The 15,135-nt window shown below is 37.7% G+C and carries 11 protein-coding genes and 2 pseudogenes; 1 reads left to right on the forward strand and 12 read right to left on the reverse strand.

Going from position 1 to position 15,135, the window contains the following annotated elements:
- Nucleotides 1-53: 53 nt before the first annotated feature.
- The 3 genes and pseudogenes from dnaX to ABD005_RS08515 all read right to left on the reverse strand — a co-directional run.
- Nucleotides 54-2,417 carry a DNA polymerase III subunit gamma/tau gene (gene dnaX, locus ABD005_RS08505; protein WP_343816954.1) on the reverse strand — a complete coding sequence of 788 codons (2,364 nt, stop codon included), beginning with the start codon at nt 2,415-2,417 and terminating at the stop codon, nt 54-56.
- A 64-nt stretch (nt 2,418-2,481) separates the two neighbouring features.
- Nucleotides 2,482-3,027, reverse strand: a complete 546-nt coding sequence (gene apt, locus ABD005_RS08510; protein WP_343816956.1) for an adenine phosphoribosyltransferase — start codon at nt 3,025-3,027, stop codon at nt 2,482-2,484.
- A gap of 378 nt (nt 3,028-3,405) precedes the next feature.
- Nucleotides 3,406-3,855, reverse strand: a pseudogene (locus ABD005_RS08515) (YehS family protein); the annotation flags it as partial.
- Between the two features lie 251 nt (nt 3,856-4,106).
- Here ABD005_RS08515 and ABD005_RS08520 point away from each other — a divergent pair.
- Entirely contained in the window at nt 4,107-4,649 is a 543-nt protein-coding gene (locus ABD005_RS08520; RefSeq protein WP_343816958.1) for a hypothetical protein, read from the forward strand.
- Between the two features lie 93 nt (nt 4,650-4,742).
- Here the strand turns inward: ABD005_RS08520 and ABD005_RS08525 are convergent, their stop codons facing one another.
- From ABD005_RS08525 to ABD005_RS08565, 9 genes and pseudogenes are all read right to left on the reverse strand, one after another.
- Complete coding sequence (locus ABD005_RS08525) at nt 4,743-5,231, reverse strand: HvfA family oxazolone/thioamide-modified RiPP metallophore (RefSeq protein WP_343816960.1); 489 nt, start codon at nt 5,229-5,231, stop codon at nt 4,743-4,745.
- A 235-nt stretch (nt 5,232-5,466) separates the two neighbouring features.
- Nucleotides 5,467-6,750, reverse strand: coding sequence for a tetratricopeptide repeat protein (locus ABD005_RS08530; RefSeq protein WP_215980646.1), 1,284 nt, complete (start codon nt 6,748-6,750; stop codon nt 5,467-5,469).
- Nucleotides 6,750-7,364: an energy transducer TonB gene (locus ABD005_RS08535; RefSeq protein ID WP_215980647.1), complete on the reverse strand. Its 615-nt coding sequence runs from the start codon at nt 7,362-7,364 to the stop codon at nt 6,750-6,752. The genes ABD005_RS08530 and ABD005_RS08535 overlap by 1 nt, the downstream gene beginning before the upstream one ends.
- A 4-nt stretch (nt 7,365-7,368) precedes the next feature.
- Nucleotides 7,369-7,770 carry an ExbD/TolR family protein gene (locus ABD005_RS08540; protein ID WP_215980648.1) on the reverse strand — a complete coding sequence of 134 codons (402 nt, stop codon included), beginning with the start codon at nt 7,768-7,770 and terminating at the stop codon, nt 7,369-7,371.
- Nucleotides 7,771-7,782: 12 nt separating this feature from the next.
- Entirely contained in the window at nt 7,783-8,307 is a 525-nt protein-coding gene (locus tag ABD005_RS08545; RefSeq protein ID WP_215980649.1) for a MotA/TolQ/ExbB proton channel family protein, read from the reverse strand.
- Nucleotides 8,307-9,656: a MotA/TolQ/ExbB proton channel family protein gene (locus ABD005_RS08550; protein WP_343816964.1), complete on the reverse strand. Its 1,350-nt coding sequence runs from the start codon at nt 9,654-9,656 to the stop codon at nt 8,307-8,309. Before ABD005_RS08550 ends, ABD005_RS08545 begins: the two co-directional genes overlap by 1 nt.
- A complete protein-coding gene (locus ABD005_RS08555) occupies nt 9,656-10,435 on the reverse strand; it encodes a DUF3450 domain-containing protein (protein ID WP_343816966.1) in 780 nt (259 codons plus the stop codon). The genes ABD005_RS08550 and ABD005_RS08555 overlap by 1 nt, the downstream gene beginning before the upstream one ends.
- Nucleotides 10,436-10,894: 459 nt before the next feature.
- Nucleotides 10,895-13,711: a TonB-dependent receptor plug domain-containing protein gene (locus tag ABD005_RS08560; RefSeq protein ID WP_343816968.1), complete on the reverse strand. Its 2,817-nt coding sequence runs from the start codon at nt 13,709-13,711 to the stop codon at nt 10,895-10,897.
- A gap of 564 nt (nt 13,712-14,275) precedes the next feature.
- Nucleotides 14,276-15,120 (reverse strand): annotated as a pseudogene (locus ABD005_RS08565) (transposase domain-containing protein); the annotation flags it as partial.
- Between the last annotated feature and the right edge of the window lie 15 nt (nt 15,121-15,135).

Here is a 15,135-nt window from a genome sequence, read left to right on the forward strand (position 1 = left end):
ACTCTTACTTGGTAATATTCTTATTTTAACCCAAAGCCACATGCTTTTAAAAGCTAATGCGCATTTATAGTTTCTTCATCTAATGTTGCTTGAAAATTATCTTGTAACGCAATAACAACAGGATCTTCTTTTAATAATGCTTTGGCATAATCATAGCGTTTATCATTAATATGAGATTGTATTTGAAAAGGATCAGCAACAGTGCTTTCAACAATCGTTAACGTAACGGTAATTGGCCGAGATAAAAATTCACTAATAGAGGATTGAAGCTGCTGCTGTGCTACTTCGGTATTTAAGTGACTTGTTGCCTGATCTAATAAAAGAATTAAACTATCATCCGTTGATTCATCACTAATGGTTGCATGAATCGCTAATTGACGAATACGCGCAGTAAGCTGCATTGAGTCTATCATATGCGCCCATTTATCCACTTGATTTGCTTTACGCACAACGGCGGGATCTATACTTTCAGGTTGATATGGCGCTTCTGGCTCAGGAATAGCAACACTTGGTTTAGTCGCTGAATTTTCAGCAGAGTTACTTTCTGTCGCATTACTCTGCTTTGGGTCTGTTATCTGACGCTCTTTCGCGCCATCAGACTTTTTTTCCTGACTCTCCAACTGCTTTTTTCGACTACGTAACATATTTCGAGTCGCTAACACTGAGCTTATTGGACTGTCAGCTAGCGTGTCCGAAATAGCAGGAGTTACGTTTTGGGGAGTTATTGCTTCGCTCGTTGCTGAGGCTGGCAACTCAACTGACTCATTGTCAAGCTGTGGTTGATGAAATTCGCTGTTATCTTCACTCTGTCTTTCGCCAACAGTTGACTCATAAGAAGTACTATTAGATAAAGAGTCGCTTGCACTAGGAACTTCAGTTGTCGCACCTGCTACTGAATCATCAAAAGGCAAAGCTGTATCTTGTAAAGGCGCTCTCGGTGCATGACTGGTAGTGTTACTTTCATTTTGTTGCTGTTGAGCTTGTGTTTCAATCGCTAGCATTTCGGCCGCAAGAGTTTGTGCCGCCTCGTGTTTATCTTCGTTTATATCTTCGTTTATATTTTCACTGGTATCTTTACCTAACTCACTTACGTTGTTAGTAATATTTCTAGCCGCTAGCTCATCATTGGTTTTAGCATCAGTAATCGCCGTATAATTTTGTGGCGTAGCGTCGTTAATAACACCGCTATTGAGGTTTTCATTATCAAACTCATTAGCTTGAGTCTCAGATAAAGTAGTTGATGACAGCATTGCTTCATTAAAGTGAGCTTCACTATTGGCACTATTATCACTAACCGCATCTTGAATAACATTATTTTTTAATTCATTACGCTGCATTGGCTTAAATGCTAACAAGCGTAATAGTGTCATATCAAAAGCTGCCTGCTCATCAGCAGCATAAGGTAAATCTTTGCGGCCGTTAACACATATTTGATAATATAACTGCACATCTTCTGCTGACATTGCTTGACTGAATTTTTTCAATAGGGAATGCTGCTCTATAGACAAGGTAAAACTTTTTTCGACTACTTGCATTAACGCTATTTGGTGAAAAAGTTGAATTAACTCAGCAAATAATCGGTTATAACTTGGTGCATAAGCTGCAATTTCTTGAGAAAGCGCCATTAACCCTTGGCTGTCTTGCTTTAACAAGTGAATAACAATATTAAATATCCAATTTTGGTCAATATCACCCAGCATTTGCTGAATATTGGCTAAGGTTATATTGCCCTGCCCTTGCGCAATGGCTTGATCTGTTAAACTTAAAGAGTCGCGCATACTACCGCGTGCCGCTTTAGCCAATAAGGTTAAACTGCCAGCTTCATGAGCGACTTCTTCATATTTTAAAATTTCTGTTAATTTCGTTTCTATTTGAGCAACATTAAGTGCTTTTAAATGAAACTGTAAACACCGAGATAATACGGTTATTGGCAGTTTTTGTGGATCTGTGGTCGCTAAAATAAATTTAACATGTTCCGGCGGCTCTTCTAATGTTTTCAATAACGCATTAAAACTGTGCCTAGAAAGCATATGTACTTCATCAATCAGATAAACTTTATAGCGTCCTCGCGTTGGGGCGTACTGAACGTTATCTAATATTTCACGAGTATCATCAACTTTCGTTTTTGACGCGGCATCAATTTCAAGTAAATCAATAAAGCGACCTTGATCGATATCTACACAAGCATCACATTTTCCACAAGGCTTGTCTGTTACCCCAATATCACAATTCAAGCTTTTCGCAAAAATACGAGCAATAGTGGTTTTACCCACACCACGTGTGCCTGTAAAAAGGTAGGCGTGGTGCAAACGCTGCTGAGATAAAGCATTTGCGAGCACAGTAACAACATGCTCTTGTCCCATTAACTCTTGAAAATTTTTAGGACGCCATTTTCTCGCCAGTACTTGATAACTCATAATTGTCTTCTTGAATGCTCGATAAATGTAAAGAGGTTAACCAAATGATTTTCTAAATATTTTACTATTCACCTGCGTATTGAATCAGTGAAAATATTTCAAGTTCCATTGCAGTTAAACGATCTTCACCACCTAAATCAGGCAGTGATATGACAAAACCTGCGTGAGTCACTTTAGCGCCAACGCGTCGTATCAGTTTAGTGGTTGCTTCAATAGTACCGCCAGTTGCTAATAAGTCATCAATTATTAATACCTTATCATCACTCGTTAGTGCATTTTGATGAATCTCTAAAATATCTTCGCCATATTCAAGTTGATAAGGTTGAGAATAAGTTTCTCGTGGTAATTTTCCTGGTTTGCGAACGGGTACAAACCCTATACCTAATGCTAATGCTAAAGGTGCACCAAATAAAAAGCCTCTAGCTTCAGTACCTACAACTTTTGTAAACCCTTGATCTTTATATTTATCAGTTAACAACTGCATAGTCAGCGCAAAAGCTTGCGCATCTTCAAGTAAGCTCGTCACATCTCGAAATAAAATGCCCTTTTTAGGGTAATCAGGAATGGTTAAAATAGATTGAGTTAACTGTGCAAGTTGTAAGTCATTCATAGGTTTTCTCTAAAATTGGATCATCGTTTTTTAAAAATAATAAGTTAAGCATAATGTAAAATAACTTAGTTTTATATAGTAAAGGCCGTACTAGCAAAACACCAAATAGATGCTCGGTATTATGACGTTCACGCTTTGGCTAATTTTTATATCAACTTACTTAAGCTTTAATATTTTTCGATTATTTTTATTGGGCTCAGTTGTTGGATTTGTAGACACCTTAGGGTTTTGATAAATGGTACTAGCATTAGGCCTAGCCCCCTCTACAAAGGGCTCATTCGGCTTTTTCTTAGTAAACTTCTTATGTTCAACCTTTTGGCTAGCTTTGCTTCCACCCTCTACAGGTTTTTGCTGTATTTTTTCTGTTCTCGCTACATGATATTTTTTATCAATTGCATTTAAAAAGTTACGAATTACCTGATCTTTACATTCACGATAATGTTTATGGTCAACCTTACGCGCAAAAGCGCTTAATTCAGGCTTACTTAGCCTAAAGTCGACAGTGTTTAGTAACTCAATAATATCTTCTGCTTGAAGGTTTAACGCTATTTTTAGTTTAGTTAAAATAATATTATTAGTAACTCGCTTTTCTGGCGCTATTTGAGGACCAGGCTTTTTACCACGCCTATCATTAATAAAACCATTTAAAAAAATAGCCAATTCGGTATCACTACAACTAACAAAATCGCTATCATTATCTTTCTTTAACCATTGGCTAATGTGCTCACGGGTAACCGTATGCTCAGCTAACGCAAAAAGCTCCACCATTTTTTTGTCATTAAAATTAAAGGTGTAGCGGATGCGTCGTAAAATATCATTATTAGTCAAGGGGTTGTCCAAACAAAAAAGTGAGGTGTATATTATACACTTTTTGTTAATGAGCTCACACTTTTCCAATGTAATTACTGTCTTTAAATCCTTCAGCTACATAGCTTCGTATACAGGGCGTGTTAAAAACAGAAGTTATTGAATTAAGTCCTTATCAAATAGGGTTTAACTATTAAATAAAAAGAATTTTTTGTACTATACGTGCTTACCACTTATATAAGGTTAGCGGGATAGAACCGATGAATAAAAATATGAACTCTATAACATTTAATCATTCAAGATTAGCTGGTTATGCAACAATAATTGCCGCCACATTCCTTACAGGTTGTGTTAATCAAAATACGCTTGCCGAGCAAACGTTAGCGCCTATCTCCAACCCATGTCAAAAAATAACGATGCTAGCTAATGCTTATAAAACTAACTTTGAAACATTAAAGCAAAGTGAAGTGAAATCAAGAGCAAGCAATATTTGGCAGGCTAAATATCACTTAGTTGGTAACAACTGTAAAATATGGTCGTTTGGTGCGAATAATGCGACCTATTCATGCAACACCATTGAAGTTGAACAGCAATCTGCACAAAAATACTATCAAAACGCTAAAGAGACTATTCAGCAGTGTTTAGGCGATGATTGGCGTTTAACAGAGAGTAAACGCAATCACGATGATGGTTTAAAGGCTGAGTATGTTAATGAAATTAACGATCTAACTATTTCAACACACTTAGTACCAAGTACGGGCGTCTTTAAGTCTAAATGGTCTGTTTATTATTACATTGGTAATGTTGATCGCTAGAGCATAGAAGCTACTCAACTAAATTTAATTAATAAAAAAACGGGCTTAGCCCGTTTTTTATTGATTAAATTTCACCCATTAAATACTTTGGTATTATTCACCACACTTTTTATCTTTTTTGCTGGCGTCTTTCATTTTGCCTTCGCCGCATTTACCTTCACCACATTTACCTTTTTTTGCAGCATCTTTCATTTTGCCTTCGCCACACTTACCTTCACCACATTTACCTTTTTTTGCAGCATCTTTCATTTTGCCTTCGCCGCATTTACCTTCACCACATTTACCTTTTTTTGCAGCATCTTTCATTTTGCCTTCACCGCATTTACCTTTTTTTGCAGCATCTTTCATTTTGCCTTCGCCGCATTTACCTTCACCACATTTTCCTTTTTTTGCAGCATCTTTCATTTTGCCTTCGCCACACTTACCTTCGCCACACTTGCTTGTATCATTACTAGCAACTACAGTAGCTAACTCCTTAGATGAAAAGGGGTTAACCTCTGCTTGTGCCGTTATACTCGTAAAGCATGCCATTACTAATAACGAAGCAGTAAGCAATAATGTTGATTTTTTAATTATATTCATGCGTATTCCTTAATAATTACTGTATTTATCTCTCTGTCGGTAGTGAGATAGTCTTAGTATATAAACAGACCTCTATATTCGCCTAAAAATTTCACTATTATTTGGATATTTTTTGGCGCACTTCATAAGAAAATATTACGATGAATATTGCTAAAGAGAAATAGCAAAAAGTAGACATAAAAAAACCAGCAAAATAGCTGGTTTTTTAAATTAGATTAAGAGTATAAATACTTAACTAGATTGAAACATTTTTTCGTTTAGCTGCATCAACTATATAAGTTTTCCAACCCTGTGCATATTTACGAGAGCTAGGATCTTTTATCGCTTTTTGAATAGCAGTATAAGCTTTCTTATAATCTTCAAGGTAATAATAACATTCTGCAATGCTCATATGAATTTTCCCTTGATCATCAATATTAAGATCTAATGCTTTATTCAATGCGGAAACTGCTTTAGTAAATTGCTCATCCTGCTTTAACAACATACCTTGCTTGCGATAGTGTTTTGCTTCACTGGTCATTTTAGCCAGTTCACCATAATACTTTGCTGCTTTATCAATATGTTGTGCAGAATGCCAAGCATTAGCTAAAGACGATAGATTTTGATCATCACGCTTAACTAAACCTGAAGCAATATGCTTTTCTAGTAAAAGAGCTGCTTTATAAGGCACTTCTAACTGGCTATATAAGCTAGCGAGGGTCTTAATTTGCGATTCTTTATCTAAAAACCCCTTCTTGTAAGCCATTTCAAGCGTGTAAGCCCCTTTTTTATAATCTTCTATTAATAAATAGAACATTGGGAGCTGTGTCCACCACTGCTTATTTTCAGGGAAAAGCTGAATTACTGTTTCTAAAGTTTTAACTGCATCTTTATATTTTTTACGCTCGTAATACGACGTAACTTTTAAAATATAAGGGTTTTGGTTAGGTTTATCACCAAATGCAGCAATAGCTTTATCAGCAGGCTCAATAATTTTGTCAAGCTGCTTCATTTCATAATGAGCTTGAGCAATTTTAACAAATGTTGGGCCGTCGCTTTTACCAGTAAATTCCATCCAAGCATAATAGTTCGCTAAAGCACTTTTAAAATCTTTTATCTGCATTTGTAAGTCAGCTAAAAGCTTTAACGCTTCACCGTGATCAACTTCACTTAAAATATCGGGTTCAACCGCTAATTTAAGATATTTAATCGCGTTTTCTTCATTGTCGCCAATTGTTGCATACATAACGGCAATAAATCGTGAAACATAGGCTTTATCAAACGTTTTACTTGCATCAATTTCAAGCAGAACAGCTAATGCACCTTGAAGATCAGACTCAATGCCTTCTTCTTCATTACCTGCATATAGTTCAAAAGCTTTTTGTACTTTTTTACCAATATTTGGGCCAACAAGATGCGTAGGACGCTTTTTCTTCTCTTCTGCACCGACACCGGCGGCGACAGCGTAATCAGAAAAAGGAACCTGCACTACAAGCAAAGATGTTGCTACCACTAAAGAAGTAGATAATTTTTTCAACATTACTCACCTCCCATAGAGAAATCAAGTTGTACAGTTAGCCCAGGTTGTTTCATAGCTTTGCCATCAACAACTTTAGGTTTATATTTCCACTTTCTTAATGCGCGTTTAGCTTCTTTATCGAAAACACGCTTCGGCTCAGCTTCAATTACTTCAACATCTTCAACGCCACCAATTTCGTTAATGGTAAAAGAAAGAATTACATAACCTTCTTTACCATCACGCGCTGCTTGAATTGGGTACTTAGGCTCAATTCGAACAATTGGTGTTGCATCGCCATCACGGCCCATACCTGCACCTGGTGCTGATAAGCCTGTTGAAGCACCTGCAAGTTGAACACCTGGCATATTAAAGTTTAAGCCACTGGTATTGTTACTAGCTTCAGGCTCTGGAGCCTGCTGCTTAGGTGGAGCTTTAGGCGGCGGAGGCGGCGGCGGCGGTACACGTCGACGCTGCTCTGCTGCAGACTTTGGCGGCGTAGTATTAACTTCTACTATTATATTCTCTTGTTGCTCTTCCTTGTTTCGATCACCTGATGAAACAAGGAAAGCCATAAAAGCAAATAAGCCAAAGGTAACTGCCGCGCCTAGTAGTATTGATACTAAAAAGCGAACCATATATCTACCCCTTTGCAGCCGCGATAGAAATTCGGTCTATGCCAGCCTCTTTAATTGCATCCATTACTTTAACAACGATGCCGTGTTTTGCATCTTTATCAGCTTGGATAATAACAACATCGGTTGGTTGTTCAGCAAGTAATTTTTCAATCCTTGCTCCAACACGTTCGATATCAACTGGGCCTTTATCTAACCAAATTTCGCCGCTATCTTTAATTGCAATAAAGATGTTAGCATTTTTTTGCTTAGACTGATTTGCCGCTTTCGGTTTATTAACTTCAATACCAGCTTCTTTTACAAATGAAGTGGTTACAATGAAGAAGATCAGCATGATGAATACGATATCTAGCATCGGTGTCATATCAATTGCTGCTTCTTCGTCCTCACGAATACGTTTACGTGCCATGAATATATCTCTCTAGTGATGAGGTAAACTGTCAACCAGTTTAGCCTTTGCTAGTTTAACTTTAGCGTCTAATCTTGAACTAAAGAACACGCCTGATAATGCTGCAACCATACCCGCCATTGTCGGAATTGTTGCTTGCGATATACCAGCGGCCATTAGACGCGGATTACCTGTACCTTGTTGAGCCATGACTTCAAATACGCCAATCATACCTGTTACTGTTCCCAGTAAGCCGATAAGAGGACACATTGCCACTAAGGTTCTAATGGTAATCATACGCTTTTCAAGTAACTCGTCTGCTTCGGAGATCCAAGTCTCTCTAATTCGATGTGCATACCAAGATGTAGTATCTTGACGTGCATCCCAGCGAGAAATGATATCATCTCTCATCTTAGGGTAGACTGATGCTAAGAACCAATAACGTTCTATCATCATAATCCACATCAATAAGAGTGCAAAGGCAACAACATAAAGTACGTTACCACCTGTCGCAATAAAACCCCTGACAGATTCCCAAAGCTCTATCAGGAATAACATTATTTAGACCCCTTCTCTGCGATAGCAGCGATTAAACCAGCGCTTTGCTCATCTAGTTTTTGTAGAACTGACTTACTCTTACCAGCTACAATTGAGTGGATAAGGATAAGTGGTAATGCACAAATTAGACCTAATGCAGTTGTTACAAGTGCAAGAGAGATGTTACCAGCCATAATTTTCGGGTCACCTGTACCAAATAATGTAATCGTTTGGAACGTCATGATCATACCGATAACTGTACCTAGTAGACCCATTAGAGGTGCAATAGCCGCGAACATTTTGATTAAGTTAACACCACGGTCAACCTTAGGTGTTTCACGTAAAATAGCTTCATCAAGTTTAAGCTCTAATGTTTCAGCATCTGCCGACTGGTTGTCGTAGAATACTTTAAGTAAACGACCTAGAGGGTTGTTTTCATTAGGCTTATCAAGGTTTTTCTCTTGTGCTTTAATTTTAGCACTCATGCCGCCAAGAACAATTAAACGCTCAAGAGCAATTAAACAACCAATGATTAACAATACTGTGATTGCATAACCAACTTCTTTACCTTCATGGAAGAATTCTTCAAGCGTTTTCTTACGTGTTTCAAGTGATAAAATACCACCACGTGAAGGGTCAACGTATACAGCTGTATAACCTGAAGAGGTATTAAAGAAATTTGATGCTGTTTCAGAAATATAACCAGCTGGCTGTTTAGGTAACGGCTGAACTTGGCCAACTTCATCGTTATAAGTTAAGTAACCATTAGATGATACTAAGTTAAACGCACCAATACGTGTAATGGTTTCAGTTGATTTAGAGCCGTCTAAGTTAGTTACACTAGAGCTGAATTGAGAGATTTTACCTGATTCTGTCATTTCAGTTTGTAATGCAAACCATAACTCTTCAAGATCTTCTAAAGCTGGAATAGCTTTCGAGTTAGCGATACGGTTAAGCTCAGTGCCACGATCTGGGAACTCAGCACTTACAATTGAAGTAGTGATTTGACCAAATGCATTAGCTGCTGCTGCACGAGAAACACCGAACATTTCACCTAAAGTACCCTTAGCATTATCAAGTTCAACTATTTTTTGCGCTATTGTAATATCATTTGCTGCATATTCTTTAGTTAAACGCTTGTTACGTGCATTTTCGTTAGCTAAATCTTTTTTAGCTGTAGCTAAAAGCGATTGCTTGTCGGCGCGTTCTGATAAAAACTCAGCTTCACGTTTTTTATCAAGTTTAGCTTCTGATACGCGATCTGCTTTTACTTGCTTTAATAACGCATCTAATTCATTAGCGTGCGATGTAGAAACCATGCCAGCAGTCATTGATGCAGCTAGCAATACAAAATTAATAACTTTTTTCATTATTTGGCTCCTGCTGCAAATACTGGTAATTTAGTTAAGTCCATAGGTAGTTGCTTACGGGCCATACGAATAGCGTCTGTGATAGGTTTTAAGTATTCATCACCTAATTCTTCCCATGCACGTGTTTCGTTGTTCCATAACCAAGAATGTTTTGCATCAAGTGATTGTGCAATTAGGGCAATACGTCCCATATGTACGAAATCAGCAGTTAATGTACGACCACCTAAATCAATTTCGCCTTGGTATGCATCAAATATAGTACCGTAACCAGCTTCAATTTCATAAGCTTCAAGTACTAAACGGAATTGCTCAGAAACAGATACGTTTGAGTCATCCATAATTGCACGTAAATTTTCAACACGCTCTTTACGACGTTCAATGTTCATAGGAACATCTAATTCGATGAACTTATCTAACGAGTCAATCATTTTGTACATTAACGGTATAACGCCTTGCTTGATTTTATCAATACCGTTAATTTGCTTTTGCAAAGAAACGATATTAGCTTTTTGGCCATCAACCATACGCTGAACATGGTCGTTATAACCACGAAGTACGTCTGCTTCATCAACAGTGTTACGGTACTCAGCAAGAAGGTCTTGCGTTTGTTCGTAGATGCTATTGATTTTTGCTTGTGATTTAGCTGACTGTTTAAAGTTTTGAGCTTCAGCTTTATGAAGATCTGTTAATGCATCTGCTGCGGCGATATTGCTACCAGCTAACGCTAGTGCACCAACCATCGCTGTAGCGATGAGGCTTTTCTTACTTACTTTGGACATAGTTCCCAACCATTGCTATTTTAATTTTGATAATTTATTCAAACAAATAATTTGTTAAAACGTTAATTACCGCAAATATAAAAGTCTGTCGTTTTTAAATGTAACTTTTTATGAATACAACCTAGCAATAATCCCAAATGACAGCGGTGCTGTCAAGGTGAGACTTTAAAAGATAAAGTTATTCTTTTACTGCTAACGTACTTCTTAAATACAAAAACGTATCGTTTTGCTAACAAAATTACTCATTCTATTTCTGATACAATGAGAGACATAAATTTTGCCGTAGTCTGTTTTACTAATATCTTCGTAGTATGTCAAATTTATTTACGATAAATATACCTTAATACACTAAGAAAATTTTTATAGGGTAATATTTATACTAACAACAATTTAATTTTAAATGAAAAAAAAACCGATAGTAAATACTATCGGTTTTTAGAGTTAATAATAAAACTATTGCTAGAATTTCACACTAACTGAACCAAATAATCGACGACCAATAACATCGTAAACGCCTGGCTCTGTGTTTGCGTTAAATGCACTATGGAAGCGTGGTGCGTCTACATCTGTTAAGTTAGAGATACCTACAGTCAAGCTCACTACGCCAAATGTATAACTACCCGTTAAATCATGATATAAAACTGAATCAGCCACAGAGTCATCAGTCAGCTCTGCTGGGCGTGATACATCGTCAGTTTCACCAATGTAACGCATTGCCCATTGAATGTTCCAATCATCTGCGCTTAAGTTAGCCGATGCATTCATTCTCAGCTCAGGGTATAGAGCTGAGCTAGCAGCAGTACCTACTTTTTCCACTGTACCAGTATAGTCAAAAGTTTCTTCTCTGCTGAAGGTGTTAGTCGCTGACCATCTTAAATCAAGTTGGCTACCAAAACCAAAGTCAACGTCCATAGTATATTGAACATCAACATCTAAACCATTAGTGCTTAATTCACCTAAGTTACCATACTCCATAACTGCATCAGCAGGGTATGCGCCAAATAAAACTGGTGATGATGCATTACCGTCCCAATCCCTAAATACAGAACATGCATCCGCTGAAAGGTTTGGTGAATTTAAACACGCGTATGATAAGTCATTATAACTTGGAATACCGATTAAGTTATCAATTGAGATATCCCAGTAGTCAAAACTAATGTTTAAGTTCTCTAGTGGAGTTAAAACTACACCTAAGGTAAAGGTTTCTGATTCTTCAGGTTTTAATGTACCTTGAGCTGGTGCTCTTTCTGAAACCGATGCTTGATACGCAAAACCTAATTCTGAATCATCCGTTGGATCAGCGCCTTGTGCAATACAGTTAGCTCGCATAGTGTCTGTTACATCTGAACGACGATCTAAAAATTCACACCATGGTTCAACAACTGGGTTGTTAGCTACTTCAACTTGGTTTAACTCAGAAATATTAGGTGCACGGAAACCTGTTGCAAACCCACCGCGAACTTTTGCCCAATCAAGTGCTTGATAGTCAACACCTATTTTAAAGTTAGTAGTATCACCTACCGTACTGTAATCAGAGTAACGAGCAGATGCATCAACAATTAGGCTATCTGTTACAGGCATGTTGACTTCGAAATAAACTTCATCAACAGTAAAGTCACCTGTTTGAGCTGGTGATGCTCCTGAAGTTGTTAAGCCTTCTGCCATAAACTCATCAGGTGAAAAACGACCTTGCTCATATCTGTGTTCAAAGCCAGCCGCCCAACCTAAGGCACCTGAACCAAAATCAACAGATTCAAGTTCACCATTTAATCCAGCTTGGAATAACATCATTCGACCCCAAGATAAATTCTTAAGGGAGTTTGCCATTAAGTAGCCCAACTCAGCATCTGTGATACTACCGTAATCCGCAAATGGATTGAAACCATCAGAGCCAACCGCTGCTAAACATTCTGCTTCAGCAGCACATAATGCTGGGTCAACCATTTTTTGCCATCTATCAATACGGTGAAGGTTTTTAGTTTCTTCAATAACTTCATTTTCAGCGTAAGTAAAAGAAACATCATAACCAATTGAGTCATTAATATAGCCTTGACCACCAACTAACATTCTGAACGTATCAGCTGATTGTTGGTAAATACGGCCGCCTGACTCAGTAAAACGTCTGTTTAGGGTAACTGCTTGGCCAGAAACGCCGTATGGATTGTTCGCGTTATCACCAAATGGGTTGTATGGGTTGCTTGCTGGAATTTTTTGATCAATACCTGGTGTATTGAATGACGCATCAGGTGCTAAGCGTTGGTGCGATGTTCTGCGTGTATAAAGTGTTTCCATGTATAGCTCATGGTCATCTATATACTCATATTTACCATTGGCTGCGAACTGAAAGCGCTCATTTGGTGTAACTAGTGCATTTACTGGTGCATAGTTATAAGTATCATCAACGGTATTACCATTAAAATCTTTATTGAATGGTCGTACCTCACCTGTAGGACCATCAACGATGAATGTATTACCTACACCTGGGATTGCAGCGCCTGTTGTTATTTTTCGGCTGTTAGATGATGCAGAGCCAACCGCTAAAAAAGTACCATCAGGTTGTAACTGTGGAAATAATGCTTCTTGAGCCCAAGATTTTTCATCTTGTTTCATTTCTTGTTGTTCATTGTACTCGATACCAACCGTAAAGTTACCACGGTCTGAAGAAGCACCGGCAACTACAGAAAAACCTCTATTTTCAGCTTGACCATCGTCAGTACCCGCACCCCAGTTAGCCGTTATCTCAACACCTTCAACATCATCCTTCAAGATAATATTAACTACACCAGCGATTGCATCAGCACCATAAATAGTAGAGGCACCATCTTTTAACACTTCGATACGTTTAACCATGGCAATAGGAACAGCGTTGATATCAACAGCACCATCATCATTTACATCGCCAATTTGTCTGCGACCATTAATTAATACTAAAGTACGGTTGAAGTCTAAACCACGTAAATCTACTTTTTTCTGACCATTGTTACCGTTGTTTGTTGATGCCCCCATTTGAAAACCAGTAAAAGCTGGAATATCTTTCAAAAACTCATCAACACTAGCAACACCTGAGGCCATAATTTCTTTTTCATTAAAAACAGAAATTGGGCTAGCTGACTCAAACTCAGAACGCTTAATACGCGAACCTGTTACTTGAATTCTCTCTACACTTTCCGCGCCTTCTTCTGCGATAGCAGCTGGTGTAGCGATTGCAGCAGCTGAGGTTGCGCCAAACATCATAGCTAGGCGAATAGCTTTAGCAACTTTAGAATTGTTATACATGTATACTCCCTGAATCACCTAAGTGATTGGTTGTTAGTTATGTTTAAAGAATCAAGACTATGTTGTCTTGTTTATTCTCTCTGATAAGTCTTTCGACCTGATCTGTCATTAAAGATAGTAAGCGCTATTTATTTAAAGCGTCAATACTATTTTAAGTCTTTCAATGGTCAATTTTACACTTATTAACATTCCGCTACATTGAGTAACAAAAAATAAATCGCAACCATCTGATTAATAACAAAAAAAAAATAAAAAGACACATTTATTTTAGCCGTAATATAAAAAAATACACTTGCTAAAACCTAAGACTATAATGCTTAATCGTATAGATAATTGTACATTATTCCTAAATCATCAAGTTATTAGAGGTTAATAGATTAAATAATAAGGATAATTCGCACTGAATACACTCGCTGACTTAGAACAGATGTTATTAAAAGGTTAATGAAAGATAACCTTGCCGTTATTAAAAAGTAGCTTATTTTTCAACATAAAAAAAGCCAATACGTTGAGTTTAATGTCGCTCGGATAAGGATCATTTCTTGTATCGCAACGGATATCTGCTCTCATTTGTTTCAACTTTGTTAGAAGTTTACCGTCAGGGGGTAAAGCAAGCCATCGAAGTTGAGTATCAATCAAGCTAATAGCTGCTGTAAAACTAACTCTCGTCGGTTTAACTTTTGCTTCTTCTGCAATAGCTGCCATCTCCAATCGTATGAGGTTATACTCAATTAACACGCCCCATAACTCTTGCTTTACACCATCAATAAATCGACTTCGAAGTGTGATTTTATTTTGAAGTAGTGTTTGCTTTAACTCTCCATAACCTTCTTCAATCCCCCAGAATCGTCAATAGATATTCAATATTGATTCTAACGGGTATTTATCTGGATCTATTAATAAAGTGATAAACCCTTTTATCTCTCCTTGATGCTCGTGGTAAGCAATAAGCCTAGCACGCCATTTTTCAGGGGATCTTGGCAGCGAAATGTTGTACCATCTACGGCCAAAACATGAAGGCCAATATCACTTTGAGCTCCAAGCACTTTATCCTTCCATGCTTCCAATGTTGCCTTAAAAAGGTATGACATAGGTGAATCAGATAAACGACGACGGCAATCTGTTAGGACACTTGGAGCAACTCTAGACCATTCGTTACTGACACTAGGCTGTAGAGCAATATCCATAGAGCTACAAACCTCTTTTATCGACTTATTTCGTATAAGTCCCATCGAGATAACAAGCCAAATAGCTTGCTGGGCTGGCAATCTCCGGCTTCGGATGCTTGCTTTTCCTGTAGCTAACAAAGACTCTTCTATTCACTCGGGTTCAATCGCTTGAATGACAGACTCATAAGCACCACTTTCCTCAACTGATTCATAGACAAGCTCTAGTTCATTATTAAGCACAAAAAAATCCCCTTT

Source organism: Colwellia asteriadis, assembly GCF_039523295.1.
GTDB classification, from domain to species: domain Bacteria; phylum Pseudomonadota; class Gammaproteobacteria; order Enterobacterales; family Alteromonadaceae; genus Colwellia; species Colwellia asteriadis.

Excerpts from the sequence above, each read along its gene's own strand:
- ABD005_RS08555 (WP_343816966.1), bottom strand. The coding sequence starts at position 10,435 with ATGTCCAAAGTAAGTAAGAAAAGCCTCATCGCTACAGCGATGGTTGGT.
- ABD005_RS08535 (WP_215980647.1), bottom strand. The coding sequence starts at position 7,364 with ATGGTTCGCTTTTTAGTATCAATACTACTAGGCGCGGCAGTTACCTTT.
- ABD005_RS08525 (WP_343816960.1), bottom strand. The coding sequence starts at position 5,231 with ATGAATATAATTAAAAAATCAACATTATTGCTTACTGCTTCGTTATTA.
- ABD005_RS08560 (WP_343816968.1), bottom strand. The coding sequence starts at position 13,711 with ATGTATAACAATTCTAAAGTTGCTAAAGCTATTCGCCTAGCTATGATG.
- ABD005_RS08520 (WP_343816958.1), top strand. The coding sequence starts at position 4,107 with ATGAACTCTATAACATTTAATCATTCAAGATTAGCTGGTTATGCAACA.
- ABD005_RS08550 (WP_343816964.1), bottom strand. The coding sequence starts at position 9,656 with ATGAAAAAAGTTATTAATTTTGTATTGCTAGCTGCATCAATGACTGCT.
- ABD005_RS08530 (WP_215980646.1), bottom strand. The coding sequence starts at position 6,750 with ATGTTGAAAAAATTATCTACTTCTTTAGTGGTAGCAACATCTTTGCTT.
- ABD005_RS08545 (WP_215980649.1), bottom strand. The coding sequence starts at position 8,307 with ATGTTATTCCTGATAGAGCTTTGGGAATCTGTCAGGGGTTTTATTGCG.
- ABD005_RS08540 (WP_215980648.1), bottom strand. The coding sequence starts at position 7,770 with ATGGCACGTAAACGTATTCGTGAGGACGAAGAAGCAGCAATTGATATG.
- dnaX (WP_343816954.1), bottom strand. The coding sequence starts at position 2,417 with ATGAGTTATCAAGTACTGGCGAGAAAATGGCGTCCTAAAAATTTTCAA.
- apt (WP_343816956.1), bottom strand. The coding sequence starts at position 3,027 with ATGAATGACTTACAACTTGCACAGTTAACTCAATCTATTTTAACCATT.